At 68.0% G+C, this 26,106-nt stretch carries 24 protein-coding genes; 8 read left to right on the top strand and 16 right to left on the bottom strand.

The window, feature by feature from the left end:
- The first annotated feature begins 25 nt into the window (after positions 1 to 25).
- Both uxuA and AZOLI_RS19450 read left to right on the top strand, forming a co-directional pair.
- Positions 26 to 1,219 carry a mannonate dehydratase gene (uxuA, locus tag AZOLI_RS19455; RefSeq protein WP_014188842.1) on the top strand — a complete coding sequence of 398 codons (1,194 nt, stop codon included), beginning with the start codon at positions 26 to 28 and terminating at the stop codon, positions 1,217 to 1,219.
- Positions 1,220 to 1,403: 184 nt separating this feature from the next.
- Positions 1,404 to 2,000 carry a hypothetical protein gene (locus tag AZOLI_RS19450; RefSeq protein WP_014188841.1) on the top strand — a complete coding sequence of 199 codons (597 nt, stop codon included), beginning with the start codon at positions 1,404 to 1,406 and terminating at the stop codon, positions 1,998 to 2,000.
- A gap of 50 nt (positions 2,001 to 2,050) precedes the next feature.
- On the opposite strand, the gene hydA is transcribed toward AZOLI_RS19450, so the two are convergent.
- The 5 genes from hydA to AZOLI_RS19425 all read right to left on the bottom strand — a co-directional run bounded on the left by hydA (position 2,051) and on the right by AZOLI_RS19425 (position 7,230).
- Complete coding sequence (gene hydA, locus AZOLI_RS19445; RefSeq protein ID WP_014188840.1) at positions 2,051 to 3,487, bottom strand: dihydropyrimidinase; 1,437 nt, start codon at positions 3,485 to 3,487, stop codon at positions 2,051 to 2,053.
- Positions 3,488 to 3,510: 23 nt separating this feature from the next.
- Entirely contained in the window at positions 3,511 to 4,242 is a 732-nt protein-coding gene (locus tag AZOLI_RS19440) for a maleate cis-trans isomerase family protein (protein WP_044552510.1), read from the bottom strand.
- A gap of 182 nt (positions 4,243 to 4,424) precedes the next feature.
- Positions 4,425 to 5,207 carry an ABC transporter ATP-binding protein gene (locus AZOLI_RS19435; protein WP_014188838.1) on the bottom strand — a complete coding sequence of 261 codons (783 nt, stop codon included), beginning with the start codon at positions 5,205 to 5,207 and terminating at the stop codon, positions 4,425 to 4,427.
- Between the two features lie 4 nt (positions 5,208 to 5,211).
- Positions 5,212 to 6,018 carry an ABC transporter permease gene (locus tag AZOLI_RS19430; protein WP_014188837.1) on the bottom strand — a complete coding sequence of 269 codons (807 nt, stop codon included), beginning with the start codon at positions 6,016 to 6,018 and terminating at the stop codon, positions 5,212 to 5,214.
- Between the two features lie 186 nt (positions 6,019 to 6,204).
- The gene (locus AZOLI_RS19425) at positions 6,205 to 7,230 is read right to left on the bottom strand and encodes an ABC transporter substrate-binding protein (protein WP_014188836.1); all 1,026 of its coding nucleotides are present in this window, start codon (positions 7,228 to 7,230) and stop codon (positions 6,205 to 6,207) included.
- Positions 7,231 to 7,455: 225 nt separating this feature from the next.
- On the opposite strand from AZOLI_RS19425, the gene AZOLI_RS19420 reads away from it, so the two are divergent.
- Positions 7,456 to 8,163 (top strand): GntR family transcriptional regulator, encoded by a 708-nt coding sequence (locus AZOLI_RS19420; protein ID WP_014188835.1) that lies wholly within the window; start codon positions 7,456 to 7,458, stop codon positions 8,161 to 8,163.
- Here AZOLI_RS19420 and AZOLI_RS19415 read toward each other — a convergent pair.
- From AZOLI_RS19415 to AZOLI_RS19400, 4 genes are all read right to left on the bottom strand, one after another.
- Positions 8,147 to 9,421 (bottom strand): glycerate kinase type-2 family protein, encoded by a 1,275-nt coding sequence (locus AZOLI_RS19415; protein ID WP_014188834.1) that lies wholly within the window; start codon positions 9,419 to 9,421, stop codon positions 8,147 to 8,149. The two genes, AZOLI_RS19420 and AZOLI_RS19415, sit on opposite strands and share 17 nt — an antisense overlap.
- Before the next feature lie 79 nt (positions 9,422 to 9,500).
- Positions 9,501 to 10,466, bottom strand: coding sequence for a D-2-hydroxyacid dehydrogenase (locus AZOLI_RS19410; RefSeq protein ID WP_044552508.1), 966 nt, complete (start codon positions 10,464 to 10,466; stop codon positions 9,501 to 9,503).
- A 38-nt stretch (positions 10,467 to 10,504) separates the two neighbouring features.
- Positions 10,505 to 12,502, bottom strand: coding sequence for a transketolase (gene tkt / locus AZOLI_RS19405; RefSeq protein WP_014188832.1), 1,998 nt, complete (start codon positions 12,500 to 12,502; stop codon positions 10,505 to 10,507).
- Positions 12,503 to 12,592: 90 nt separating this feature from the next.
- Positions 12,593 to 13,357 (bottom strand): SDR family NAD(P)-dependent oxidoreductase, encoded by a 765-nt coding sequence (locus tag AZOLI_RS19400; RefSeq protein ID WP_014188831.1) that lies wholly within the window; start codon positions 13,355 to 13,357, stop codon positions 12,593 to 12,595.
- 310 nt (positions 13,358 to 13,667) lie between these two features.
- Between AZOLI_RS19400 and AZOLI_RS19395 the strand changes: the two genes are divergently transcribed.
- On the top strand, positions 13,668 to 14,594 hold the full coding sequence (locus tag AZOLI_RS19395; protein WP_014188830.1) for a LysR substrate-binding domain-containing protein: 927 nt from the start codon (positions 13,668 to 13,670) through the stop codon (positions 14,592 to 14,594).
- A gap of 159 nt (positions 14,595 to 14,753) precedes the next feature.
- Positions 14,754 to 15,380, top strand: a complete 627-nt coding sequence (locus AZOLI_RS19390; protein ID WP_014188829.1) for an acetate uptake transporter — start codon at positions 14,754 to 14,756, stop codon at positions 15,378 to 15,380.
- A 72-nt stretch (positions 15,381 to 15,452) separates the two neighbouring features.
- Here AZOLI_RS19390 and AZOLI_RS19385 read toward each other — a convergent pair whose 3' ends face one another.
- The 5 genes from AZOLI_RS19385 to AZOLI_RS19365 all read right to left on the bottom strand — a co-directional run bounded on the left by AZOLI_RS19385 (position 15,453) and on the right by AZOLI_RS19365 (position 20,421).
- The gene (locus AZOLI_RS19385; RefSeq protein WP_014188828.1) at positions 15,453 to 16,286 is read right to left on the bottom strand and encodes an alpha/beta hydrolase; all 834 of its coding nucleotides are present in this window, start codon (positions 16,284 to 16,286) and stop codon (positions 15,453 to 15,455) included.
- The gene (gene kynA / locus AZOLI_RS19380) at positions 16,283 to 17,149 is read right to left on the bottom strand and encodes a tryptophan 2,3-dioxygenase (protein ID WP_014188827.1); all 867 of its coding nucleotides are present in this window, start codon (positions 17,147 to 17,149) and stop codon (positions 16,283 to 16,285) included. The genes AZOLI_RS19385 and kynA overlap by 4 nt, the downstream gene beginning before the upstream one ends.
- A complete protein-coding gene (gene kynU, locus AZOLI_RS19375; RefSeq protein WP_014188826.1) occupies positions 17,146 to 18,339 on the bottom strand; it encodes a kynureninase in 1,194 nt (397 codons plus the stop codon). Before kynU ends, kynA begins: the two co-directional genes overlap by 4 nt.
- Positions 18,340 to 18,719: 380 nt before the next feature.
- On the bottom strand, positions 18,720 to 19,940 hold the full coding sequence (locus AZOLI_RS19370; protein WP_014188825.1) for an extracellular catalytic domain type 1 short-chain-length polyhydroxyalkanoate depolymerase: 1,221 nt from the start codon (positions 19,938 to 19,940) through the stop codon (positions 18,720 to 18,722).
- 61 nt (positions 19,941 to 20,001) lie between these two features.
- Complete coding sequence (locus AZOLI_RS19365; RefSeq protein ID WP_014188824.1) at positions 20,002 to 20,421, bottom strand: CopG family transcriptional regulator; 420 nt, start codon at positions 20,419 to 20,421, stop codon at positions 20,002 to 20,004.
- A gap of 238 nt (positions 20,422 to 20,659) precedes the next feature.
- On the opposite strand from AZOLI_RS19365, the gene AZOLI_RS19360 reads away from it, so the two are divergent.
- Complete coding sequence (locus AZOLI_RS19360; protein WP_014188823.1) at positions 20,660 to 20,968, top strand: putative quinol monooxygenase; 309 nt, start codon at positions 20,660 to 20,662, stop codon at positions 20,966 to 20,968.
- Between the two features lie 16 nt (positions 20,969 to 20,984).
- Here AZOLI_RS19360 and AZOLI_RS19355 read toward each other — a convergent pair whose 3' ends face one another.
- A complete protein-coding gene (locus AZOLI_RS19355; RefSeq protein WP_014188822.1) occupies positions 20,985 to 21,653 on the bottom strand; it encodes a pentapeptide repeat-containing protein in 669 nt (222 codons plus the stop codon).
- Positions 21,654 to 21,742: 89 nt separating this feature from the next.
- Complete coding sequence (locus AZOLI_RS19350) at positions 21,743 to 23,638, bottom strand: methanol/ethanol family PQQ-dependent dehydrogenase (RefSeq protein WP_014188821.1); 1,896 nt, start codon at positions 23,636 to 23,638, stop codon at positions 21,743 to 21,745.
- 496 nt (positions 23,639 to 24,134) lie between these two features.
- Here AZOLI_RS19350 and AZOLI_RS19345 point away from each other — a divergent pair, with 496 nt between their 5' ends.
- Positions 24,135 to 25,466, top strand: coding sequence for an ATP-binding protein (locus AZOLI_RS19345; RefSeq protein ID WP_014188820.1), 1,332 nt, complete (start codon positions 24,135 to 24,137; stop codon positions 25,464 to 25,466).
- Positions 25,463 to 26,095, top strand: a complete 633-nt coding sequence (locus AZOLI_RS19340) for a response regulator transcription factor (protein WP_014188819.1) — start codon at positions 25,463 to 25,465, stop codon at positions 26,093 to 26,095. Before AZOLI_RS19345 ends, AZOLI_RS19340 begins: the two co-directional genes overlap by 4 nt.
- The last annotated feature ends 11 nt before the right edge of the window (positions 26,096 to 26,106 follow it).

Here is a 26,106-nt window from a genome sequence, read left to right as displayed (position 1 = left end):
GACCCGTTTTTGAAAGGACCATATCATGCAGGAAACCTGGCGCTGGTTCGGCCCGGACGATCCCGTCTCCCTGGAGAAGGCCCGTCAGGCCGGTGCAACCGGCATCGTCACGGCGCTGCACCATATGAACCAGGGCAGCGTCTGGACGCCTGAGGAAATCCAGAAGCGCCGCGCCATGGTCGAGGCCGCCGGCCTGACATGGGCCGTGGTGGAGAGCATCGGCGTCGGCGAAGAGATCAAGACCCGCACCGGCGACTTCCGCACCAAGATCGACAATTACAAGCAGTCGATCCGCAATGTGGCCCGCGCCGGCATCCCGGTGGTCTGCTACAACTTCATGGTCATCACCGACTGGAGCCGCACCAACCTGATGCACCGGCTGCCGAACGGCGGCTATGCCCTGCGTTACGACAGCGTCGATTTCGCCGCCTACGACCTGTTCGTGCTGAAACGCCGCAATGCCGAGGCCAGCTACGATCCCGCCCACATCACCGCCGCCAAGGCGCGGTTCGAGGCGATGAGCGTGGAGCAGGTGGCGGAGCTGGAACGCAACCTGATCGACTGGCTGCCGGCGCGCGACTTCGCCTATGACCGCGACAGCTTCCGCGGCATGCTGGAGCTGTACCAGGAGATCGGCGTCGAGGATCTGCGCGCCAATCTGGTCGAGTTCCTGCGCGAGATCACGCCGGTGGCGGAAGAGGAAGGGGTGCGGCTGTGCATCCACCCCGACGATCCGTCCTTCCCCATTTTCGGCCTGCCGCGCGTGATGTCCACCGCCGACGATGTGCGGGCGATGTTCAAGTCCGTACCACAGGAAGCCTGCGGACTGACGCTGTGCACGGGGTCTTTCGGGTCCAACCCGAAGAACGATCTGGTGGCGATGGCGAAGGAATTCGCGCCGCGCATCCACTTCGTCCATCTGCGCAACACCACGCACGAGCCGGACGGCTCCTTCTACGAGGCCGACCATCTCGGCGGCGACACCGACCTGATCGGCGTGGCCGCGGCGCTGATCGAGGAGGAGGCCCGCCGCAAGCAGTCCGGCCGCGCCGACGCCCAGATCCCGATGCGTCCCGACCACGGCCATCTGCTGGGCGACGACATCGGCCAGACGATGAACCCCGGCTATTCCTTCGTCGGCCGGCTGAAGGGTCTCGCCGAGCTGCGCGGCGTGATGCGGACCATCGAGGCCGTGCGCGAGAAGCGGGTGGCTGTCTGATCGACCGCTGCGGCGGCACGGGAACGATATCCGGTGCTTCAACCGCCATTATCGGCGGATGAGGGTTTCAGACGGAATAAGGTCCGACGGCGGGTGTTTCTCCAATGCCGGGTGGCGCTGTCCCCTCCAGGGACGACCAAGGCGCAATCCGGCGCCCCGAAGCATCCGCCGGAAAGGCCAATCCATGCTCCGCGCCGTCCTTCTTGCCGCCGCAGTCCTCGGCCTGTTCCCGGCCGCGGCGTCCGCCAACGAATACAATTGTCACTACATAGCGGACGGCAAGGACGCCGGCCATCCGCCGAGCATGAAGGACGCCATCCATCTGGAGGAGACGAACCCCCTCATCGACTGCGACCGCAAAGGTAGCGAAATCATCAGCGACCGCGACCGCGCCCGCAAGGCGAAGGAGGAGGAGAACAAGCGCATCCTCGAAATCCATGAACAGAACGAACGCGACCGCTGGCAACGCCAGCAGGAGCAGGCCCGGCTGGAGGAGGCCCGCCGTCAGTTGGCCTTCGAGCGCGAGCGTTACCGGCCGCGCTTCGCCATGACCACCGAGACCGCCCTGTTCGAGCAGGCCGCCCAACAGATCGAGAATGCACTGTCCGCCTGCAAGAGCGCGGTCCCGAAGAAATCGCGTGTTCTCGATCAGCTCCGCGAGGATGACAGCGTCGTGGCCTTCCGCATGAGCAATCCAAAGGGCGGGGAGTTCCTATGCCGGGCCACCATCGCCGGACAGGTGGTGACGCTGGTGGGAGCGCAGGGCTTCAAACGGATCTGACGGCAACGGACGGACGCGCCATGCACCGTGCGGGCGCGTCCGTCCTCCCGTCAGAAGGGCAAGGCCGGGGCCGGTGCTCCCTTCGGCCGGGCCGGGGCCGGCAGGCCGCAGGGCAGGAAGGCGCCTCGGCCCGGCGACGCCAGCAGCGCGCCATCGCGGCACACGACCTCGCCACGCGACAGCGTGACCACCGGCCAGCCGGTGACCTCGATCCCCTCATAGGGGGTGTAGTCGACCGCGTGGTGCAGGATGCCGTTGGTGATCGTCACCTTGCGCGCGGGATCCCAGATCGCGATGTCGGCGTCCGACCCGACGGCGATGGTCCCCTTGCGCGGGTGCAGGCCATACATGCGGGCCGGATTCGTGGAGGTCAGCTCGACGAACTTCGTCAGATCCATCCGACCCGCCATCACGCCTTCGGAGAACAGCAGGGGCAGCCGGGTCTCCACCCCCGGAATGCCGTTGGGCACGCAACGGAAGGGGGCCTTCTCTCCGTTCACCTTCTTGCCGCCCGGCCCGTCGAAACGGAACGGCGCATGGTCGGAGGAGAAGACCTGGAAGGTGCCGCCGGTCAGCCCGTCCCAGATCACCTGCTGGTTGGCGGCATCGCGCGGCGGCGGGGAGCAGATGCATTTCGCGCCCTCAAATCCTTCCCCGCCCAGATCGTCGGCGGTCAGGAACAGGTATTGCGGGCAGGTCTCCGCATAGATGCGCAGGCCCCGGCCCTGCGCCCAGCGGATCTGCTCCACCGCGTCGGCGCCGGAGACATGGACGATCAGGATCGGCACGTCCACCAGCTCCGCCAGCGAGATGGCGCGGTGGGTCGCCTCGCGCTCCGCCACGCGGGGACGGGAGACGCCGTGGAAGAAGGGCGCGGTCTGGCCGGCGCGCTCCAACTTCTCGGTCAGCCAGGCGATGCAGTCGGCATTCTCCGCATGCATCATCACCATGGCGCCCTCTGACCGCGCGATGTCCAGCACCTCCAGGATCTGGCGGTCGTTCAGCTTCAGCGCGTCATAGGTCATATAGATCTTGAAGGAGGTGTAGCCGTCGCGGATCAGCGCCGGCAGTTCCTGCCCCAGGACCTGCTCCGTCGGGTCGGTGACGATCAGGTGGAAGGCGTAATCGATCACCGGCTTGCCGGCGGCGCGGCGGTGATAGTCCTCCACCGCGGCGCGCAGCGACTGGCCCTTCTGCTGGCAGGCGAAGGGCAGCACCGTGGTGGTGCCGCCGAAGGCCGCCGAGCGGGTGCCCGACAGGAAATCGTCGGCCATGACGGACTCGTCGCCGGTCGGCTGGTCGAAATGGACATGGCCGTCGACCCCGCCCGGCAGAACCAGCAGCCCGCCGGCGTCGATCTCCTCCCGCCCGGCGGCAAGGCCGGTGCCGAGCGCCGCCACCGTGCCGTCCTTCACGCCGACATCGGCCTTGAACATGTCCGACGCGGTGGCGACCGTGCCGTTGCGGATGACCAGATCGAAATCCATGCTCCCCTCCCCTTCCTGTCGCGTCAGCCGTGCAGTTCCCGGAACAGGCTGCCCCAGCCCTGGACCCGGCGGGTGTCGACGCCGGTCATGCGCAGCGCCTTCCACAGCACGGTGGACACCGTGTCGTAGACGGGGATGCCCAGCGCCTTTTCCACCCGCTCCGCCACCGGGGCGCCGCGCATGTTGGTGCAGATGATGGCGATGGCCTCCGGCTTGGCTTCCGCCACCTCCAGGCACATGCGCTCGATCCGCTCCTCGCTGATTTCGGAGAAGGAGAAGTTGCCGCGGTCGTTCAGGTGCCGTTCGGCCACCACCTCGAAGCCGGCGGCGTTGTAGTTGGCGACCATCTTGTCCTGAATCTCGTCCAGATAGGGGCTGACGATGGCGAAGCGCTTGCGCCCCGTCGTCTCCAGGATCTCGTTCAGCGCCAGCATGGAGGTGCAGGCGGGGATCCCGGTCTCATCCTCGATCGCCTTGCACAGCTTCACGTCGGCGTCGAAGCCGAGCCAGCCGGCCGAGGTGCCGTTCCAGCCGATCACATTCAGCTGCGCATCGGCCAAGAGCCGGGCGGCGTCCAGGAAGGGCGCGTCGGTGAACTGGTCGAGCGCCGCGGCGCGCAGCGAGATCTCCTTGACGGTGAAACGGCCGAAATGGGCGCTCACCTCCGGCAGGCCGCTCAGCATGGCGGCGGTCACCGGTTCCAGCACCGTGTTGGAGGACGGGGTCAGCATGCCCAGAAGAACGCGCTTGGTCATCTCGGGGAACTCGTCTTTCTTTGACTGATTGGGTGACAGGTACGCGCCCACAGGGCGCGGGCGACCGCCGTGGATGCCGAGCGCCACATCCTCGATCACCCCGGCTCCATCGCCGATGAAGGCTTCGCCGGCGATAGCGGTGGCACCGGTCGGCAAAAGGTCCTGCGGTTGAAAGGCGCCCGTCATGCCGCGGCGACCTGCCGCTGTTGCAGGCCCTCTTCCCGGATCAGGTTCAGGATGTGGCGCTTGTGGTCGTTGAAGCGCGGGCTGGTGATGTCGCGCGGGCGCGGCAGATCCAGTTCGATGCGTTCGCGCAGGCGGCCCGGCCGGCTGGTCAGCACCGCCACCTGTGTGCCGAGCACCAGGGCCTCGTCAACGCTGTGGGTGACGAAGACGATGGTGCAGCGCTGCTTCTGCCAGATGGCGACCAGCTCCTCCTGCATGTCCATCTTGGTCTGGGCGTCCAGCGCGGCGAAGGGCTCGTCCATCAGGATGACCTGCGGGTTCAGCAGCAGGGCGCGGGCGATGCCGACGCGCTGGCTCATGCCGCCCGACAGTTCGGCCGGGTAATGGTTCTCGAAGCCCTTCAGCCCGACGAGGTCGATGTATTCCTGGGCGGCGGCGCGGCGGTCGGCCTTGCGCCAGCCCTTCAGGCGCAGGTGGAAGGCGATGTTCTCCCACACCGGAAGCCAGGGCATCAGGGTGGCCTGCTGGAACACCATGCCGCGGTCGGCACCGGGGCCGTCCACCGGCTTGCCGCCGACGGTGACGGTGCCCTTGGTCGGCTTCTCGAACCCTGCGATCATGTTCAGCAGGGTGGATTTGCCGCAGCCGGACGAGCCGAGCAGGCAAAGGAACTCGTTGCGTTCCACCGTCAGGCTGACGTCGTCGATGGCCAGAAGGTCGCGCTTGCGCTTGGTGTCGCTGTAGATCTTGGTGATGTTCTGCAGTTCGATGGAGGCCATGGGCTCAGCCCTCCCGGCTCTGGAGCGTGGAGGCGTGCTGCCAGTGCAGCGCCGCGGACATCAGCAGCTTGATCAGCGCGTCGGTGGCGTAGCCCAGCAACCCGATGCTGGCCATCGCGGCAAGGACGAGGTCGTAGCGCAGGAAGTAGTAGCTGTCCCACAGCACGTAGCCGAGCCCGCTCTTGACCGCGACCATCTCCGCCGTGACGGTCAGCATCCAGGCGGCGCCGATGCCGATGCGCAGGCCGGCGAAGATGCTGGGCAGCGCCGCCGGGAACACCACATGGCGCAGAAGCTGCTGTTCGGTGGCGCCCATCATCGAGGCGGCGCGGATCAGGTTGCGGTCGGCGGTCTTCACGCCATGGATGGTGTTCATCAGGATCGGGAAGAAGGCGCCGAGGAAGACCAGGAAGATCGCCGGCTTGTTGGCGATGCCGAACCAGATGATCGCCACCGGGATCCAGGACACCGGCGGCACCGGGCGCAGCATCTGGATGGTCGGTTCGATGGCGCGCTCCACCCAGCTCCACCAGCCGATGGCGATGCCCAGCAGCACGCCGCTCGCCACCGCGATGCCGTAGCCGGCGGCGACCCGAAGAGCGCTGGACAGCGCGTCGGCCAGCCAGCGCCCGCTGTTGGCCTGCGTCGTCTCGTCGAAGCCGAGCACCCAGTCGGCCCAGCTGTGCAGCACGATGGAGGGTGCCGGCAGCAGGGCCGCCGGCAGCAGGCCGGACCGCGACACGATCTCCCAGGCCGCGAGGATCAGGACGGGAACGACCGCGCGCTCCCAGGATTTCGACAATGCGGTCATGGACCGGCCTTTCGATGGTCGTCAGATGATGTCGAGGAAGGGCAGGACCGCTTGCCCCCACCCTAACCCTCCCCCGCTGGGCGGGGGAGGGGACTGCCGCCACTTCCGCGATAAACCCCCTCCTCCGCCCAGCGGGGGAGGGTCGGGGTGGGGGCAATACGTCGGGGTGGGGGCAATGCTTAACCCTCAGCCCCCCAGCTCGCTCTTCGGCTTCTTCGTCACCGCCTCGAGGAACCGGTAGTCGATGTTCTTCACCACAGCGTCCGACACGTCTTTGCTGATATACTTCAGCTCCCGCATCATCGCGGCGATGGCGACGGTGCTGTCCTTGTGGATGGCGTAGTCGGGGAAGGCGTTCTCCAGCGACGCGGCGGCGATGTCCTTGTTGAGGCCTGTGTATTTGTTGATGGTGTCGACCCACACCGTGCGGTCGGTCTTCAGCTTGTCGACCAGCGCCACCACCGAGGCGACGGTGGCCTCGACCGCCTTGGGATGCTCCTTGATCACGTCGGAGCGGGTGACGATCAGGTTGGTCAGGTTGCCGGCCGCCTGATCGTAGGGCAGCGCGAAATGCACGCCGACGCCTGTGCTGCGGATCTGCGAGGCGAAGGGCTCCACCGTGCAGATCACGTCGACCTCGCCGCGCTGCAGGGCAGCGGCATGGTCGGACGGGTTGGGGATGTTGATGAACTGGACATCCTTGTTGACGTCGATGCCGTGCTTCTGCAAGGCGCCGCGCATGTGGATGTCCTGCGCGTTCCCGCGCGAGGCAGCGACGCGCAGCGGCTCGCCCTTCGCCTTGCGGGAGGCGGCCAGCGCCTTCAGCCCGGCCCAGTCGCCGGCCTTCAGGTCGATGCCCTTGGCGGTGACGATCTCCGACCCGCCATTGACCTGACCGGAGATGGCGACGACGTCGAAGCCCTTGTCCAGCGCGGTGACGTAGTGAAGGTAGGTAACCTGCGCCACGTCGATGCTCTTGGACACCAGGGCGGTCAGCACGTCGTTGCCGGAATTGAAGTTGATGGCCTCGATCGAAACGCCCTTCGCCAGATCGGGCGTCAGCGCCATCGGCAGGCAATGGGCGCATTTGGCGAAGCCGAGCTTCACGGCTTCCGCATCGGCGGCCTGCGCCGTCGGGGCGGCGGCGGCCAGCCCGGACAGGGCCAGCGTCATGGCGGCGACGGCGTTCAGGGTGAGGGACCGGATCGACATGAGGCTTCGGCTCCAGATGCGGTTGCGTTTCCACCTCTGTCGCAAGCACCGTGCCAGATTGTATACAAAATCTCTATTCTGTAATTATCGTTTTATTACAGTTATTTACAGCAGTTTTAATGCGAAGGATCATCAACGAGGTTGCTTGCCTTATTTTTGAGCGCATGGCATCGTTTGCGCATGAATGCCCAAGTATGCAGCAGAACAGACCTCGCCGGATCGACCATGGACAGCCCCGCAAAACCCGCCGCCGGCCCCCTGCGCCGCGAAACGCTGCATCACTCCGCAGTGGCGGAACTGCGGGCGATGATCCTGGAGGGGGAATTGCCGCCCGGCCGCCGCGTGCCGGAAATGGAGCTGTGCGAACAGCTCGGCGTTTCCCGCACGCCGTTACGCGAGGCGCTGCGCGTGCTGGCGGCCGAAGGGCTGGTGGAATTGCGCCCGCACCGCGGCGCGGTGGTGACGCCCATCGATCCCACGGAGATCGCCGCGATCTTCGAGGTGATGGAGGCGTTGGAGAGCCTCGCCGGCCGGCTCGCCTGCACGAACGGCTCGGTCGAGGCGTTCGCGGAGCTGGACCGGCTGCACGGCGAACTCGTCGCCCAGTTCCAGGCGGGGGAGCGCGCCGCCTATTCCGCCACCAACCGCCGCATCCATGGCTGGATCGTCGCCATGGCCGGCAATCCGGTGCTGGAGGCGACCTACAAGGGCTTCGCCGCCCAGCTCAACCGGGCGCGCTCGCTGGCCAATTACGATGCCGACCGTTGGCAACATTCGCTGGCGGAGCATGAGGCGGTCATGGATGCCCTGCGCCGCCGCGATGCCGCCGCCACCGCCGCCCTGCTGGCCGACCACAGCCGCCGCACCGCCGATGCGGTCCTTCGCACCCTGCGGCAAGGCGGAAACGAGGGCGGTCTCAGCGCGAACCGGTGATCAGGATCGCACGGAAATCATTGACGTTGGTCAGGGTCGGGCCGGTGACGATGCTGTCGCCCAGCGCCTCGAAGAAACCGTGCCCGTCATTGCTGGCAAGGCTCTCCTTCGGCCGGAGTCCGAGGCCCCAGGCCCGCGCCAGACTGTCGGGGCCGAGAGTGGCACCGGCGATCTCCTCCACGCCATCGACGCCGTCGGTGTCGCCGGCCAGGGCATGCACGCCGGGACAGCCGTCCAGCGCCACGCCCAGCGACAGCAGGAACTCCACATTGCGCCCGCCGCGGCCCGCACCGCGCAGCGTCACCGTGGTCTCGCCGCCGGAAAGCAGCACGCATGGCGCGGTGAAGGGTTGTCCCCGTCTTGCCACCTGCAAGGCAATGCCGGCCATTACCTTGCCGACGTCCCGGGCCTCGCCCTCGATGGCGTCGCCCAGGATGTGAACGGGATAGCCGGCCTCGCGCGCCACCGCCGCGGCGGCCTCCAGCGCCATCTGCGGCGTGGCGACGATGCGCGTCTCCGCACCGGCCAGCCGCAGGTCGCCGGGCTCGATGCTCTCGCCGCGGCCGCTCTCCAGCACGTCCAGCACCGCCGCCGGAACCGTGATGCCATAGCGCCGGATGATCGCCAGCGCGTCGGCGCAAGTTGTGGGATCGACCACCGTCGGACCGGAGGCGATGTCCATCGGGTTGTCGCCCGGCACGTCGGAGATCAGCAGCGTAACCACCCGCGCCGGGGCGCAGGCGGCGGCCAGCCGGCCGCCCTTCACCGCCGACAGGTGACGGCGCACGCAGTTCATCTCGGAAATCGTCGCGCCGGAGGCGAGCAAGGCGCGGTTGATCGCCTGCTTGTCCGCCAGCGTCAGCCCGTCGAGCGGCCGCGTCAGCAGCGCCGATCCGCCGCCGGAGATCAGGCAGAGCACCAGATCGTCCGCCGTAAGACCGCGCAAGAGGTGCAGGATCTCGCCCGTCGCAGCGAGACCGGCGGCGTCGGGCACCGGGTGCGCCGCCTCGACGATGCGGATGCGCTCGCAGGGCACGGCATAGCCGTAGCGGGTGATGACGAGCCCCGTCAGCGGTCCCAGCCAGTTATCCTCCACCGCCCGCGCCATGGCGGCGGAGGCCTTGCCGGCGCCGATCACGATCAGCCGCCCCTTCGGCGGCTCCGGCAAATGGGCCGGCAGGCACAGCGCAGGCTGCGCCGCGGCGATGGCGGCGTCGAACATCCGCCGCAGGAGGTCGCGCGGATCGGCGGCCATCATGCTGGTCCTCGCTCGGGTCGGTGATGGGAAAGGGAGATGGCCGGTCGGTTTCCGACCACCCCGCCGGCATCGGCGTTCGTCAGTAAGCACCCATCACGAGGTTGCTGGGGGTTCCGGCAACGAAGTTCTCGATGTTGTCGATCAGCTGGTCGGCCAGCGCCTGCTGCGCCTCGTCCGACGCCCAGCCCAGATGCGGCGTGACGATGACGTTGGGCCGCCCGGCGATGCGCATCAGCGGGCTGTCGGCCGGCGGCGGCTCGGGCAGCGTCACGTCGAAGCCGGCGCCGCCGATCAGCCCCTCGTCCAGGGCGGTCACCAGATCCTCCTCGACCACCAGACCGCCGCGCGCGGTGTTGATGATCAGCGGCCGGCGCTTCATTTGGCGGAACTCCGGCATGGCGATCATGCCGCGCGTCTCCGGCGTGAGCGGGCTGTGCAGGGTGATGATGTCGCTGGTCTCCAGCACCACGTCCCACGGCGTGTAGAGCGGGCCGAGGCCGGACTTGCCCTTGTGCGCGGCGAACAGCGGAACCATGCCGAAGGCACGGGCGATGTCGGCGACCCGCTGGCCCAGCACGCCCTCGCCGATGATGCCGAGCCGGGCGCCCTGCAGATCGTGGATGGGGTGGTTGAAGAAGCAGAACTGGCCGGATTTCTGCCATTCGCCGTCCAGCACATCCTGCCGGAAGGGCACGATGTTGCGGCGGAGCGCCAGCATCAGGGCAAAGGTGTGTTCCGGCACCGTGTTGATGGCATAACCGCGGATGTTGCTCACCGCGATGCCATGCGTCCGGCAATATTCCTTGTCGACGCAATCGGTGCCGGTGGCGGCGACGGCGATCAGCTTCAGCTGCGGCAGCCGCTCCAGCAGGTCGGCCGTCAGCTGCACCTTGTTGACGATGGCGATCTCGGCACCGGCCAGATGGTCCAGCACCTGATCCGGCGTCGTTTGGGCATGTTCGACCAGCTCATGCGGGAAGCCCGGCTTGCGCAGGCGGATCTGCGGGGCGAGGGTGGCGCGGTCGAGGAAGACGATCTTGCGCATCACGATGTCCTTGGTCACGAAAGAGGGGGGCGGCGCGGTCAGAGCCGGCGCTTGACCTCGGCCACGATTTGGGCCGCGGTGATGCCGAAGCGTTCGAACAGGGCGTCGACCGGGCCGGAGGCGCCGAAGCCCGTCATGCCGATGAAGCCGCCGGTTTCGCCGACATATTTGTCCCAGCCCAGCCGGACCGCCGCCTCGATGCCGACGCGCACCGTGCCGGTGCCGATCACCTCCGCGCGGTAGGCGTCGTCCTGCCGGTCGAACAGTTCCCAGCAGGGCATCGACACCACGGCGGTGGGAATGCCCTCGGCCTGCAGGGTGCTGCGCGCCTCCAGGGCCAGCGCCACCTCCGAACCGGTCGCCATCAGCGTGACCAGACGTTTGCCGCCTTCGGCCTCGGCCAGCACATAGGCGCCGCGCCGCGTCAGATTCTCTGCACCGTAGGGGCGGCCGGTCGGGGGCAGCGCCTGCTTGGAGCAGACCAGCATGCTGGGGCCGGTCCGGTGTTCCAGCGCGATCTCCCAGCATTCGGCCGCTTCGACCGCATCGGCCGGGCGCATCACCAGGATGTTCGGCATGGCCCGGAAGGAGGCGAGGATCTCCACCGGCTGGTGCGTCGGCCCGTTCTTGCCGACCGCCAGGGAATCGTGGCTGAAGACGTAAAGCGCCGGCAGGCCCATCAGCGCCGCCATGCGCAAGGTCGGCCGCTGATAGTCGGAGAAGGCGAGATAGGTGACGCTGACCGGGATGATCCCGCCATGCGCGGCCATGCCGTTGACCATCGCCCCCATCGCATGCTCGCGCACACCGCAATGGACATAGGTGCCGGCGGGTTCATCGGGGGTGAAGGAGGTGCGGCTGCGCTTGTGGTTGGTCGGCGCCTCCAGGTCGGCGCAGCCGATCATCATCTCCGGCAGCACCTCGGCCAGCAGCGTGGTGATGTCGCCGGACGCCTGGATGGAAGGCTGGGCGATCCGCTCGTCGGCCATGCGCTTCTTGTAGGCGAGCAGCATGTCGCGCCAGCCATCGGGAAGCCGGCCCTCGATCACGCGGGTGAACTCGGCTCGTTCCTTGTCCGGCAGGGCGGCGATGCGGCGGTGCCACGCCTCATACTCCCCGCCATGGCGCGCAGCGGCGTTGCGCCAAGCCGACAGCACCTCGTCGGGCACGGTGAAGGACGGGTGCGGCCAGCCCAGATTGGCGCGCGTCGCCGCCAGATCCTCCTTGAACAGGCGGGCGCTGTGGCCGCCGCGCTGGCCCTCCAGGCGCGGGATGCCGCGGGCGATCACCGTGCGGCAGGCGATCATCGACGGGCGCGGGTCCTTCTTGGCCAGCGCGATGGCCGCCGACACCGCCTCGCCATCATGGCCGTCGACCTCCTGCACATGCCAACCGGCGACGCGGAAGCGGGCGGCGACATCCTCGCTGATCGACAGCACCGTGCTGCCGTCGTCGGTGATGCTGTTGTCGTCCCAGAAGAAGACCAGCTTGCCCAGCCGCAGATGGCCGGCGAGCTGGATGACCTCCTGCCCGACACCCTCCTGCAGGCAGCCGTCGCCGACGAAGGCGTAGGTGTGATGGTCCACCAGGGCGGAGCCGTATTTGGCGTTCAGATAGGCTTCGGCGACCGCCATGCCGAAGGCGTTGGCGATGCCCTGGCCGAGCGGTCCGGTGGTGACCTCGATGCCGGCATCGGGATCGTATTCGGGATGGCCGGCGCAATGCGATCCGAGCTCGCGGAAATTCCTGATCTGGTCGAGGGAGATGCGCTCGTAGCCCAGCAGATGCAGCAGGGAATAGAGCAGCATCGACCCATGGCCGTTCGACAGGACGAAGCGGTCGCGGTCCGGCCAGCGCGGATCGGCCGGGTTGCATTTGAAATGCCGCGTGAACAGGGCCGTCGCGATTTCCGCCATGCCCAGCGGCACGCCCTGGTGCCCTTCGGTGGCGCGCTCGATGGCGTCGATGGACAGGAAGCGGATCGCGTTCGCCATCAGGCGGGGATCGGCGGCCGCAGAGGGGGCAGCGGGGATCATGGGCGCAAGTCTCCTCGTCGCAGTCCTTTGGCGGACGGCGGTCGATGAAGGATGGGATGGTCGGAAATCGGCAAGGACGGGGCAGCGCGGTCAGCCGTGGATCAGCATGCCGCCGTTGACGTCGATGACGGCACCGGTGATGTAGCCGGACAGGTCGGAGGCCAGGAACAGGAAGGCGCCGGCCACGTCCTGGACGTTGCCCAGGCGGTTCAGCGGGATGCCGGCCAGGATCTCCACCTTCTTGTCGTCGCTGATCTTGCCGGCGTTGATGTCGGTCTGGATCAGGCCGGGCGTCACGCAGTTGACGCGGATGCCGTCCTTGCCCAGTTCGCGCGCCATCGCCTTGGCGAGGCCGAGCACGCCGGCCTTGGCCGCCGAGTAATGCGGACCGCCGAGGATGCCGCCGCCGCGCTGCGCCGACACCGACGACATGCAGGCGATGGAGCCCTGGCCGCGCTGCTGCATGTGCGGGATCACCGCCTGCGACAGGTACAGCACGCCGCGCAGGTTGACGTCGAGGATGCGGTCCCAGCTTTCCGGGTCGATGTCGACGGTCTTGGCCGGCTGGGTGATGCCGGCGTTGTTGACCAGGATGTCGATTTGCCCGAAATCGGCGAGGACGCGCTCCACCGCGCCCTGGCAGGCGGCCCGGTCGGTGACGTTGCAGGCATAGCCGCGATGCGCCGGCCCGATCAGCGCAGCCGCGTCGGCGGCGGCCGTGCCGTCGAGATCGAGGATCGCGATTTTGGCGCCCTGCTCGGCGAACATCCTTGCGGTGGCCATGCCGATGCCGCGGAGGGAGGCGGCGCCGGAAATCACGGCAACCTTGCCGTCGAGGAGCGAACTCTGCTGCATTGTTATGGGGCCTTTTCTGTTCGAGGGGCCGCTCCCCGGCGCGGCGGGGAGCGAAGAAGTTCGTGAGGAAGGCTCATCTCCCGTGCCGTGCGGGAGCGCGCCGGAACGTGGATGCTGTCGCCGTGCATTCCGTTCAGGCAGTGCAGGATTTACTGCCCGATCCGTCAGTTTGATCTCAGTGCTGTACCGAACCTATGGGTCTTGCCTTGGCGGGTTCTTTCGAACGGCGGCGGCGCAAGGAAAGACTTGCACCACTGCGGACCATCTGGCAAACGCATCGTTTGCAACAGGTCATGAATTGGATTCACCTATGGCCGGCCGTCTCCCGCTGACCCAGCTTCGCGCCTTCGAGGCGGCCTGCCGCCTGGGCAGCTTCGCCGCCGCGGCGCAGGAGCTGGCGGTCACGCCGTCTGCCGTCAGCCATGCGATCCGCGAGCTGGAGCGCATGCTGGGAACGGTCCTTTTCCAGCGCTCGCCACGGAAGATCGAGCCGACGCCGGAAGGGCGGACGCTGTATCGGCACGTCATGAACGGTTTCGACCAGTTGCAACGCGGCCTGCAGGAGATCACGACCGCCGGCCCGGCGCGCATCAGGGTCCACTGCGCGCCTTCCTTCGCCGCGCAATGGCTGTCGCCGCGGCTCGGCCGCTTCCTGGGGCTTTTCCCGGCGGTGGAGCTGAAGCTGTCGGCCAGCCCGGACTACCCGCTGTTCCCGTCGGAGGAATACGACCTCTCCATCGTCTACGGCGAGCCGCGCCAGACCGACGTGGTGGCGATCCCGCTGGGGCAGGAGACGGTCTGCCCGCTGTGCGCGCCGGCCATCGCGTCGCGGGTCACCGCCATCGACGATCTGCTGTCGGTCCCGCTCGTCCGCAGCGACCACAACCGGGTCACCTGGCCGATGTGGTTCGACGCGAACTCCGCCATCGCCGCCACCCCGGCGGGACCGCGCTTCGACCGCAGCTTCATGGCGATTGCCGCGGCGGTGAACGGGGTCGGCGTCGTGCTGGAATCCACGCGTCTGGCAGAGCGCGAACTGCAGTCCGGCCAGCTTGTGGCACCGCTGGAGGGACAATCGCAAAGCCTGCGGCATGTCGCGCACTGGATGGTCTGGCCGAAGGGGGCCGAACGCAAACACGCCTTCCGCTGCTTCGTGACGTGGCTTGTCGAAGAGCTCGGCATTCCACGGATCGATTTCGACAAAACAGCCCCGGGCCATCGGACGCCGCCCGGTTGACGCATACGGATGCGGTGGTATGTCGCTGGTATGACCACTTCATCGGCGCGCGGGAACGTGGTCTTAAAGGTGGAGGCGGCCGTGCGATGTCCGCCCTTTTCCAACACCTTCTTTGCCGCGGGCGGGCTCAAGGTTGCCGCCCGCGAGACTGGAACCAGAATGTCAGTATCCGTCCTCGTCGCGAAACCGGCCTCGTCCGTCGAAGCCGGTCAAACCGCTTCTCACGCCCCGCTCAAGCATGGCAATCCGGCCGTCGTCGGCCTTGCCGGCTTCGGGCTGTCGACCCTGCTTCTGCAGTTCCACAATGTCGGCTGGGTCGACATCGGCCCGGTGGTCTGGCTCGGCCTGATCTTCGGCGGGGCGGCGCAGATGATCGCCGGCCTGCAGGAAATGAAGGCGGGCAACAATTTCGGCTACAGCGCCTTCACCTCCTACGGCTGCTTCTGGATCTCGCTTTGCCTGATCCTGATCGGCAACAAGACGGGCCTGTTCACCGTCGGCGAGACGGACATCGGCTGGTTTCTGGTCGCCTGGACGTTCTACACCGCGATCATGACCATCGGCGCCATGCGGATCAGCCGGGTGTTGGGCCTGATCTTCATCACGCTGCTGGCCGGCTTCGTCCTGCTGGATCTGGCCCATTTCGCCGATCACGTCTTCACGGTGATCGCCGGCTACGAACTGATGATCTGCGCCGGTCTGGCGCTGTACGGCATGGCGCACGCCGTCTTCCTCGACGTCTTCGGCCGCGACGTGCTGCCGATGGGAAAGCCCTTCCTAGGCTGACCGACCGGCTCATTCCGCGCCGATGCTTGCACGATCCTCTTGGGGCGCTGTGAGCATCGGCGGAACACCGCTTCAACGCCCCAGCAAAGCCTCCACCAGTTCGGAGTCCGGATCGGCCAGATCGTCGATGACGTCGAAGTGATGGCGCCCGCCGGCCAGCCGCAATTCGGTCGCCGCCCCCAACCCATGCCAGATGTTGGCGAGCAGTTCCGTCTGCCGGACGAACTCCGGCCGTTCGGCGGCACCCGCCCAGCAGGTGATGCGGGTGCCCGGCCGCGGGCGCAGAAGGGCCGGGCTTTCCGCCGCGGCCTCCGCCTCGTCCAGGTTCAGCGTGGCGTTCATGCGGGTGTTCAGCAGCGGCCGCAAATCGTGCAGGCCGCTGATGGAAACGACATGCTCCACCCGCCCCTGCACCTCCGGCGGCAAAAGCGCATCGGCACAGGCAAGACGGCTGACCAGATGGCCGCCGGCGGAATGGCCGGTCAGGCGCAGCGGTCCCGGCTGGGCCTGCGCGATGGCCTCCACCGCGCGCGCAACCTGCCGGGTGATGCCGGCAATGCGGCTCTCGGGGCAGAGCGTGTAGCTGGGCATCGCGACGGCCCAGCCGCGGGCGAGAGCGCCGGCCGCCAGATGCGACCAGCGCCCCTTGTCGAAGGCCATCCAATAGCCGCCATGGACGAACACGACAGTGCCCTTGGCCGCTCCGTCGGGGCGGAACAGGTCGTAACGCTCCCGCGCACCCTCGCCATAGGACAGGTCCAACTCTGCCCGGCCGACGGCGGAAAGTTCTGCCCGGAAGGCCGCCGCCAGTTCCGCCCAGCGCGCCGGATAGGCGTCGCCGCCAGGAATATAGGCGCCGTTGCTGTAGGCGTCGTCCCAATCGGCGATTGCCTGCAAGCCGCTCACAGCACCGTCCTCACGCGCCAGAGTTCCGGAAAGAGTTCAACCGCCAGCATGTTGCGAAGATAGGACACGCCGCCGGTGCCGCCGGTGCCGCGCTTGAAGCCGATCACCCGCTCCACCGTCGTCACATGGTTGAAGCGCCAGCGGCGGAAGTAATCCTCGAAATCCACCAGCTTCTCGGCAAGCTCGTAGAGCGGCCAATGGTCTTCGGGGGACTGGTAGATGACCCGCCACGCCTCCGTCACGCCGTCGTTGGGCTGATGGGTCTGCGACACGTCGCGTTCCAGCACTTCGGCCGGAACCGGGATGCCGTTGCGGGCGAGCAGGCGTAGCGCCTCGTCATACAGGCTGGGGCGGGACAGCTCCTGTTCCAGCATGGCGTGGATTTCCGGCCGGTGGGCGTGGGGGCGCAGCATCGCCGGGTTGCGGTTGCCCAGCAGGAACTCGATCTCCCGATACTGGTAGGACTGGAAGCCGGAGGATTGGCCGAGATCGTCGCGGAAACGGGTGTATTCGCTGGGCGTCATCGTGCGCAAAACGTCCCAGGCGGAATTCAGCTGTTCGAAGATGCGGGCGACGCGGGCCAGCATCTTGAAGGCCGGCGACAGCCGGTCCGCGCTGATCGCTTCGCGCGCGGCGCGGATCTCGTAGACCGCCAGCCGCATCCACAGCTCCGACGTCTGGTGCTGGATGATGAACAGCATTTCGTCATGGGCGGTGGAACGCGGCATCTGCGCGCCCAGGATGCGGTCGAGCTGCAGATAGTCGCCGTAGGACATCCGCCCGTCGAAGGCCATCTGCGCGCCCTCGTCCGCCGGGTCGTAAGGCTTGCTCCTGTCACGCCCACTCATGTCACGCTTGCTCATGTTACGGCGGCCTTCCTGTGATAGTCGGGCCGGTCCCAAAGCCCGCCGTCCAACACCTGTTTCAGCACGGCGACGGCGCCGCGCACCTCCGCCTCGCCGATGTAGAGCGGAGTGAAGCCGAAGCGCAGGATGTCCGGCGCGCGGAAATCGCCGATCACGCCGCGGTCGATCAGCGCCTGCATGATGGCGTAGCCGTGGGGATGGCGGAAGGACACCTGACTGCCGCGCCGCGTGCCGTCGCGCGGTGAGGCCAATTCCAGCGCCGGGCATTGCGCCTCCACCAGTTCGATGAACAGGTCGCAGAGCGCGATGGAGGTGCGGCGGACATCGGCCATATCGACCCCATCCCACACGTCCAGCGCAGCGTCGAGCGCGGCCAGCGCGATCACCGGCGGGGTGCCGACGCGCATCCGCTCCACCCCTTCGCCGGGGCGATAGGACGGGTCGAAGGCGAAGGGCGCCTCATGCCCCATCCAGCCGGACAGGGCCGGCCGCGCCGACCGGGCATGGCGCGGCGCGACATAGATGAAGGCCGGCGCCCCCGGCCCGCCATTCAGGTATTTGTAGGTGCAGCCGACCGCGAAATCAGCGCCCGAACCGGCCAGATCGACCGGCAGCGCACCGGCGGAATGGGCGAGGTCCCACACCGTCACCACACCCGCCGCATGGGCCTTGGCGGTCAGCGCCGCCATGTCGTGCAGACGGCCGGTCCGGTAATCGACCTCGGTCAGCATCAGCACGGCGACATCCTCGCCGATCGCAGCCTCCACCTCCTCCGGTGCCACCGCCTTCAGGACATGGCCGCGGCCGAGCGTCTCGATCAGCCCTTCCGCCATGTAGAGGTCGGTCGGGAAGTTGCCGCTGTCGGACAGGATGACGCTGCGGTCCGGCCGCATCGCCAGGGCTGCGGCCAGCGCCTGATAGACCTTGATCGACAGGGTGTCGCCCACCACCACGCTGCCGGCCGGTGCGCCGATCAGCCGGGCGATGCGGTCGCCGACGACGCGCGGCTGTACCATCCAGCCGGCGCTGTTCCAGCCGCGGATCAGCTGGCCGCCCCATTCCGCGGTCAGGGTGCGGGCCACCCGCTCCTCCGCGGCGACCGGCAGCGGTCCCAGCGAGTTGCCGTCCAGATAAATCACGCCGTCGGGAATGCGGAAGCGGGCACGGGTCGCTTGGAAATCCGTCATCGCTCTGCCTGCCGCTGTCTGGCCGGCAAGCGCTGCCGGACAGAAATTGTTAGTTCTCGCAACACTCTATGACTCTGGATATCCCCGCCACCCCGAGGCTGTCCAGCGGAAAATGGGCATTGCCGGAAGCCTCGCCACCCAATCGACCCGGACGACCCCATCTGAAAGAAAGTCGTATGCTAAACAGTTTGCGGGTTTCCTTCGTGCCCACGCAGACCGTTCCGTTCCGGCGCTTTTCCACCGGCTTTCTGCCGTAACCTGACCCGTCTCGGCGGCATCATGGGACGGCTGCTGGCCGACCACATGCGCTCCCTGGCCCTGGGAGAGGCGGGCGCGGGCGCCGCCCTCCCACAGGGTGTGGAATCGGCGTATGCCGGTCTTCAGTCCCGCTTCGCCGACATCGGCGGCTCGACCGGGTGCTCCAGGAAGAAGCGTATCATCTCCGCCGTGGCGTCCGGTCCCTGCGGGTCGGTGTAGGATCCGGCAGGGCTTCCGCCCGCCCAGGCATGTCCGGCGCCATGGATGGTCCACTGCTCGCACAATGTCCGACCGGAGGGATCGGTGTGGAGGGTCCGGCTGTAGGCGCGCCGGCCAGAGGCTTCCCCCTGCTGCGTCTCGGTGCGCAGGCCGGCAGTGGCGGCGGTCGCCTGGGCCGCGACCTGATCGCCGTTCTGCGGGTTCACCACCGTGTCCCGGTCGCCGTGGAAGACGATGGTGGGCACCTTGCGGCCGTTCCCTGCGCGGGTCGGAGCCGCCCGGCCACCCTGGCGCATGGCCGCCAGGGCGGAAGGGAGATCGCCGGCGGCACCGGCGGGCAGACCGGAATGCACGCCGACCGCGGCATAGAGATCGGGATAGGCCGCCGCCATGATCGCCGCCGCCGCACCACCGGCGGACAGGCCGGCGATGTAGACGCGGTTCGGGTCGATGGGATGCTCGCCCATGATCCGGCGGGTGATGCCCGCCAGCAGGTCGGGCTCGCCACGATCGCGGTGCTGGTCCTCCGGCTTGAACCAGTTCCAGCAGCGCTGGGGGTTGGCCGAGGCCGGCTGTTCCGGATAGGCGACGAACACACCATGCCGCTCGGCGAAGGCATTCATCCGGGTGCCGGCGGCGAAATCGTCGGGCGACTGGGTGCAGCCATGCAGCATCACCACCAGCGGGCACGGCCCCTCGCCTCGGTTGGCCGGCACATAGAGCTTGTAGGCGCGGGTTCCCGATGCCCCGCTGTGGGATGCCGTCACGAAGGACGCACCGTCGGGCAGCGGGTCGGCGGGCAGACGGGGCGCGCCCATCCCCGCACCATGCAGCCCGGTCGGCCGCAGGCGGGCGGCAAGGCCGCGCAGGGTCTCGCCCAGACCGGTTCTCGCCGCATGGCCGGGCCTGTTTCCCGGCGCCTTTTCGGTCTTGGGTGCGGAATCGAGCCGTGTGAACTCGCCCTCTATCACGGAGGGATCCGGCGCGGCTGTGGGGCCGGGTTCGCCCGTCCCCCGCAGCAGGCGCTGAACAAGGCCGGTCGCCTCGGCAAGCTGGCCGGAGCGGGTCAGTCGGGCGACCTCGTCCATGCCGGGCAGGAAGCCGGTGGGGCGTGAGTTGGGCATAAGGGGGTCTTTCGAGGTTCAGGCCAGGTTCGGGCCAAATTCGGGAATGATGCCGAGTGCGTCAGCGGATGCGGTCGGCGAGCGCCGCCTTGACGGCGGCCGGCGCATGCAGCGCCCCCAGCACGGTCAGCGAGGCGATGGTGGCGCGGGCGAGGTCGGCGGAAACGTCCTGGGCGATCGTGGCGAGCCCGAGGACACGGATGTCCAGCATCCGCCCTTCGGCCTGCGCCGCTTCCAGGTCGGCACGGCTGAAATGGCGCAGGCCCAGATCGACGCTCTTGCGCGTCACTGTCTGGCGGACCACGTCGGCGTGCCGGTCGACCTGATTGCGGATGGCCGTGCGGATGAAGTCGGTGCGGTTCGAATAGAACCCTTCATCGACCAGCAGATCGATATGGCCCAGGTCGACATAACCGAGATTGATCGTGATCTTCTCGCTGTCGCCTGCCTTGGGCCGCAGGTCACGGGCCGTATCGCTCATCGCCGACCATCCTTCCGCCATCCGACTGGATGGTAGATGGATGTAATGTGCTTTCCGTTCAAGGCCGGCACCGGTGTTCTCCCGAACCTGTACGAACAATCGGGTTTCTTTCTGGCTGGGATCGGAACAATGAATTTTTCGATTCCGCGGCGGGATGCGATTTAATCCCAGCCGGAACACAGAAATGGCCGGCGACCGCACCGGTCCCGGCCAACTCCGCCCAGAAGGAATTTTCAGAATGACCGTTCCGCCCAGCGATCAGGTGCAACTCGTCGCCTATCTCGTCGCCAAGCCCGGACAGGAGCAGGCGCTGGCCGATGCCATCACCGCCATCGTCCCGACCGTCCTGACGGAGCCGGGCTGCCTCGCCTACTCCGCCCATGTCAGCCGCGAGCGGCCCGGCACCATCGTGATGTACGAAGTTTGGCAGGATCAGGCGGCACTCGACGCCCATGCGGCGGGCGCTGCCTTCACCGGGCTCGCAGCGCAGTTCGACACGCTGCTGGGCGAGCCGCTGCGGATCGACCTGCTGCGCCGCATCGCCTGACCGGGGCGACAGTCCCTTACCAGTCGGACGGGCAAGACTTGCAGCCGGTCATCAGCGCGTTCTGAAAGATCGCGAAGCGGATTTTCGCCCCGTCCAGATTGGCGCCCGACAGGTTGGACAGGGACAGCTTCGCCTCCTGCAGGTTGGCGCCTTCGAGGCTCGCGCCGGTAAGATTGATCTTGTCGGCGCGGATCGCCTCCAGGTTGGCGGCGGTCAGATCCGTGCCGGTGAAATCGGCGCCGGTGGCCCGGGCGAATTCCAGATTGGCGCCGCGCAGACGCGCACCGGACAGCTTCGCCCCCTGCAGGAAGGCGGTGCGCAGATCGGCGCCGTCGAGGATGGCGCCCGACAGGTTGGCCCCGCGCAGATCGGCGTTGCGCAGGTCGGCCCGCATCAGGTTGGCTCCGTGCAGATCGGCCCCCGCCAGCGCCAACCCGCGCAGGTTGCGGTGCCGCAGGTCGAGGTTGGGACAGGTCACGCGCGGGGCGAGCGTGCAGCCGTTCACGCTGGTGGCCCGTTCCTCCTCGCCACCGCCGACCGGGCGGGCGGACGGATCTTCGGCTGCCTTCTCCAGCGCGGCGCTTTCCACCTCCGCGGAGAGGACCGAGGCGGCGGGCGCCAGCATGCAAAGGACAAGGCCGCATCCTGCCAAGCTGGGGAGCAGGGCCTTCTTGCGCGACGTCATGATGTTGCCTCCGTTGGGAAAAGGCCGGGGCGGTAACCGCCCCGGCTCCTCTGGGATCATCCGGCCTGGAATCATCCTGCTGGACCGGCTCACTTGGTGCTGGAGACCTTCACGTCGGCGAGCTTGAACACCCAGAAGGACCCGCCCTGGGTCACGCGGGTGGTCAGGTCGGCCAGATCGCCGCCCCACAGCGGCACCGCGCCGCCATAGCCGGTGGTGATGCCGACATACTGCACCCCGTCCTGCTCCCAGGTGACGGGGGACGAGATGATGCCCGAACCGGTCTGGAAGCGCCAAAGCTCCTCGCCCGTCTTGGCGTTGAACGCCTTGACATAGCCGTCGCCGGTGCCGGTGAAGACCAGATTGCCGGCGGTCGCCAGCGTGCCGGACCACAGCGGCAGTTCCTCCTTGTGTTCCCAGACGATCTTGCCGGTGGTCGGATCGAGCGCCCGCAGGATGCCGACATGGTCGTCGAACATCTTGTGGATGCGGAACCCCATGCCGAGATAGGCCGCGCCGGGGTTGTAGCCGACATGCTCGGTCCAGTAATCCTCCTTCCAATGGTTGGCGGCGATGTAGAACAGCTTGGTGTCCTCACTGTAGGACATCGGGTTCCAGTTCTTGCCGCCGAGGAAGGGCGGCGACACCTCGACCGGTTTGCCGCGCTTCTCGCCTTCGGCCGGCAGGGCCGGACGCTGGCCCTCGACCTCGATGGGGCGGCCGGTCTTCAGGTCGATGCCCTTGGCCCAGGTGATGCCGTCGACGAAGGGATAGGCGGCCAGCACGCTGTTCGGCTTGTTGGGCTCGCCGCCGGCCGTCGCCAGCTTCACGCGGTCGGTGACATAGAAGAAGCCGTTGCGGTCGGCGTGCGCCGTCGCCTTCACCGTCTTGCCGGAGGCGTCGATGTAGTCGAACAGCACCAGCTCGTTGTTGCCGGAGAAGTCCCAGGTGTCGTTGGGCGTGTGCTGGTAGAAGCCCTTCAGTTCGCCGGTGGCTGGATCGACATAGGCCTGGCCGGAGGTATAGAGGCTGTCGCCGGGCCAGCGCGCCCAGCCGTTCCACGGCGCCGGGTTGCCGGTGCCGATGACGATGGTGTTGGTCTCCACGTCGAAGGTGGCGCTCTGCCAGGGCGCGCCGCCGCCATGGTTCCACGCCTCGACCAGCTTGCCGTCCTTGTCACGCGGCCAGGACGGAGCCTTGTCGCTGCCGGTGGGGGTGCTGTCCTTGCCGTTCAGCCGGCCCATGTGCCCTTCGACCAGCGGGCGCATCCACACCTCGTCGCCGGTGTCGGGATCGCGGGCGAACAGCCGGCCGACCACACCGAACTCGTCGCCCGACGACCCGTGGATCAGCAGCACCTTGCCGCTCTTCTGGTCCTTCACGATGGTCGGCGCGCCGGTCATGGTGTAGCCGACCTTGTGATCGGCGAACTTCTTCTTCCAGACGACCTTGCCGGTGTCCTTGTTCAGGGCGACGACGGACGCATCGAGCGTGCCGAAGAACACCTTGTCGCCATAGATCGCCGCGCCACGGTTGACGACGTCGCAGCAGGGCCGGATGTCGTCGGGCAGGCGGTGGGCGTAGCTCCACAGCCGCTTGCCGGTCTTCGCGTCCAGCGCGAACATGCGGGAGTAGGAGGCGGTGACGTAGATCACCCCCTCATGCACCAGCGCCTGGGTTTCCTGCCCGCGCTGCTTCTCGTCGCCGAAGGAGAAGGACCAGGCCGGGACGAGGCGCGACACGCTTTCGGCGTTGATCTGCTTCAGCGGGCTGAAACGCTTGCCCTCCACCCCCATGCCGTACATCAGCACGTCGCCGGGATTCTTCGCGTCGCTGGCGATGGCGTCCCAGCTGACCTCGCCGGCCAGCGCGGGAACGGCCGCCGTCAGCAGCAGCCCGGCGACCGCCGCGGCAAGGCCGAGACGACGATGCAGCCGGGACCGGCCGGCGTTGGGCGCAGTGGTGGTGTTGGACGAAAGTGTCATGCGTTTCCCCCGTTGATTGGCCGTGAGACGGCGATGGTCGGCAATGGAGTGCTCAAGGCGCCCTGCAGGAGCGTGCAGGCAGCGGCAGCGGGAAACCGTCACGCCGGCCGCTCCCCCTCCGGCAACGGCGGGAGGCTGTGCCGCCCGGATGCGGAGGCGGCCGTGCGTGACGGTGTCATGCCCGAAGGCGGCGCTTTGCCGGCAAGACGCTGTCGAAGGCTGTTCTGTGCATCCCGCCCGGCGCACAGGGCCATGTCCTGCCTGTCCCCATAGTCTTCCCGGCGGGCCTACCTTTCCATTCGACATTCCGGGGAAGATTTTCTTGAAGTCCGCGCATGTCGATTTCCCGAACGATACGGGATTTTTTCCCGTGTCGCTTGCCGACGGGCGGAACCATGTGGCGCCGTTCGCCGCCCATTGTCCGAAGGGCGGATGGCAGGCAAACAGATTGATGGACTAACATTCCGCCAATGGTCCTATAGCGGAGCGGGCGGCGGTGTCCCTGAAGATGCGCATCCTGGCCCTGATCGGCCTTTTCCTGCTGCTGATGACGGTGGCCGGCGGCGCGGTGATGGTCGCGAACGCCCGCGACGCGGTGCGGGCGGAGATGGCGTCGGCGCTCGAACTGGGCCGCGCGCTCGGCCTTGCGGTGACGGAGCGCGGAACGCTGGCCGGCGGCCCCGGAATGCTGAACGGGCTGGGGCTGCGCCATCTGCGCTTCGTCGAGGGCGACGATGCTGCCGGACCGGAGACGGAGAGCGGACGGGCGCCGGACTGGTTCACCGCGCTGATCGCCGTCGAGCCGCAGGAGTTGCGGTTGACCGGCACGCTGCGTGTCGTGGCCGAGCCTGGGGACGAGATCGCCGAGGTCTGGGAGGATATGAGCGATCTCGCCGCCGCGGTGCTGGCGGTCGGCGTGCTGCTGCTGGCGGCGGCCTTCCTGGCGGTGGGGCGGGCTTTGGCGCCGCTGTCGCGGCTGGAGGCCGGGGTGAAGCGGCTGCGCGAGGGCGACTACCGCTTCGCCTTCGACAGCGGGGGCGTTCCCGAGCTTCGCCGGCTCGGAACCGGAATCGCCGCGCTGGCCGACGGTCTCGCCGCGGCCGAGCAGGAGAACCGCCGCGTCGGCCAGCGGATCGTCGCGGCACAGGATTCCGAAAGGCGGGAGATCGCCCGCGACATCCATGACGAACTCGGCGCCGCGCTGTTCGCGATCAAGGTCGATGCCGGACGGCTCCTCCGGCTGGCCGAAGGGCGGGCCGATGGGGAAGAGGCGGCGGAGCGCGCGCGCAAGATCCTCGACACCGCGGCGGAGGTCCACCAGCTCAGCCGCCGCATCCTGGTCCGCCTGCGCCCCGCCCTGCTCGACCAGTTGCCGTTGAGCGAGGCGCTGACCGAACTGGTCGGCGACTGGATGCGGCGCAAACCCGATGTGGCCTGGACGCTCTCCTTCGAACCGCCCGGTGCCGCGGCGGATCTCGACGGCTGCGAGGAGGTGCTGCGCCTGACCCTCTACCGGCTGGTGCAGGAATCGCTGGTCAACGCCCTGCGGCATGCCGTGCCGTCGGCGGTCGCGGTTTCCTTGCGGATCGATGCCGACAGGGTGGAGGTGGCGGTCACCGACGACGGACCCGGCCTTGCTCCCGGCCTGCCTGTGGGCGACGATCCGCACAGGGCCGGCTTCGGCATTTCCGGCATGACGGAGAGGGTGCAGGCCTTGGGCGGATGCCTGTCCATCGGCCCGGCCGAAGGCGGCGGCACCAGGGTGTCGGCACGGCTGCCCCGGCCCGCGCATAATTCGGCAACGGATCGCCTGGAGCGCATGGCATGACCCGCACCATCCTTCTCGTCGACGACCATCCCATCGTCCGCGCCGGCTGCCAGCGGCTGCTGGCCGAAGCGGCGCTGGGGCGCGTGGTGGAGGCGGAGGACGTCGACAGCGCGCTCGCCCTGTGGCGGACCGAGCGGCCGGACGTCGTCATCCTCGACCTGAACATTCCGGGGGACGGCGGCGGCATGGCGGTGCTGCGCAGCATGCAGACGGAAAACCCGGCGGTGCCGGTGCTGATCTTCAGCATGCATGAGGACCCGGCCATCGCCGCCCGCGCACTGAAGGCGGGCGCCAGGGGCTATGTCACCAAGAACGACGCGCCCGACAGTCTGGCCTCGGCCATCGGCACCGTGCTGTCCGGGCGCATCCATCTCGACAACGCGCTCGCCCGCGAACTGGCGCTGATGACCCTGACGGCGCCGGCCGACCCGCTGGCACCGCTGACCCAGCGCGAGCGGGAGATCCTGGCGCTGGTCGGCCGCGGGATGACCACCGCGGCCATCGGCGAAACGCTCGGCATCAGCCAGAAGACGGTGGCCAATGCCTGCACCCAGATCAAGGACAAGCTGGGCGCCGACAGCACCCGCGCCCTGATCCGCATCGCCATCGCCCACGGGCTGGCCGGCTGAGCCCGCCGGAC

The sequence above is a fragment of the Azospirillum lipoferum 4B genome, from assembly GCF_000283655.1.
In the GTDB taxonomy this organism is placed as follows: Bacteria; Pseudomonadota; Alphaproteobacteria; order Azospirillales; family Azospirillaceae; genus Azospirillum; species Azospirillum lipoferum_C.
Note: the sequence above shows the minus strand (reverse complement) of the source record. Positions and strands in the feature narration are given on the sequence as shown.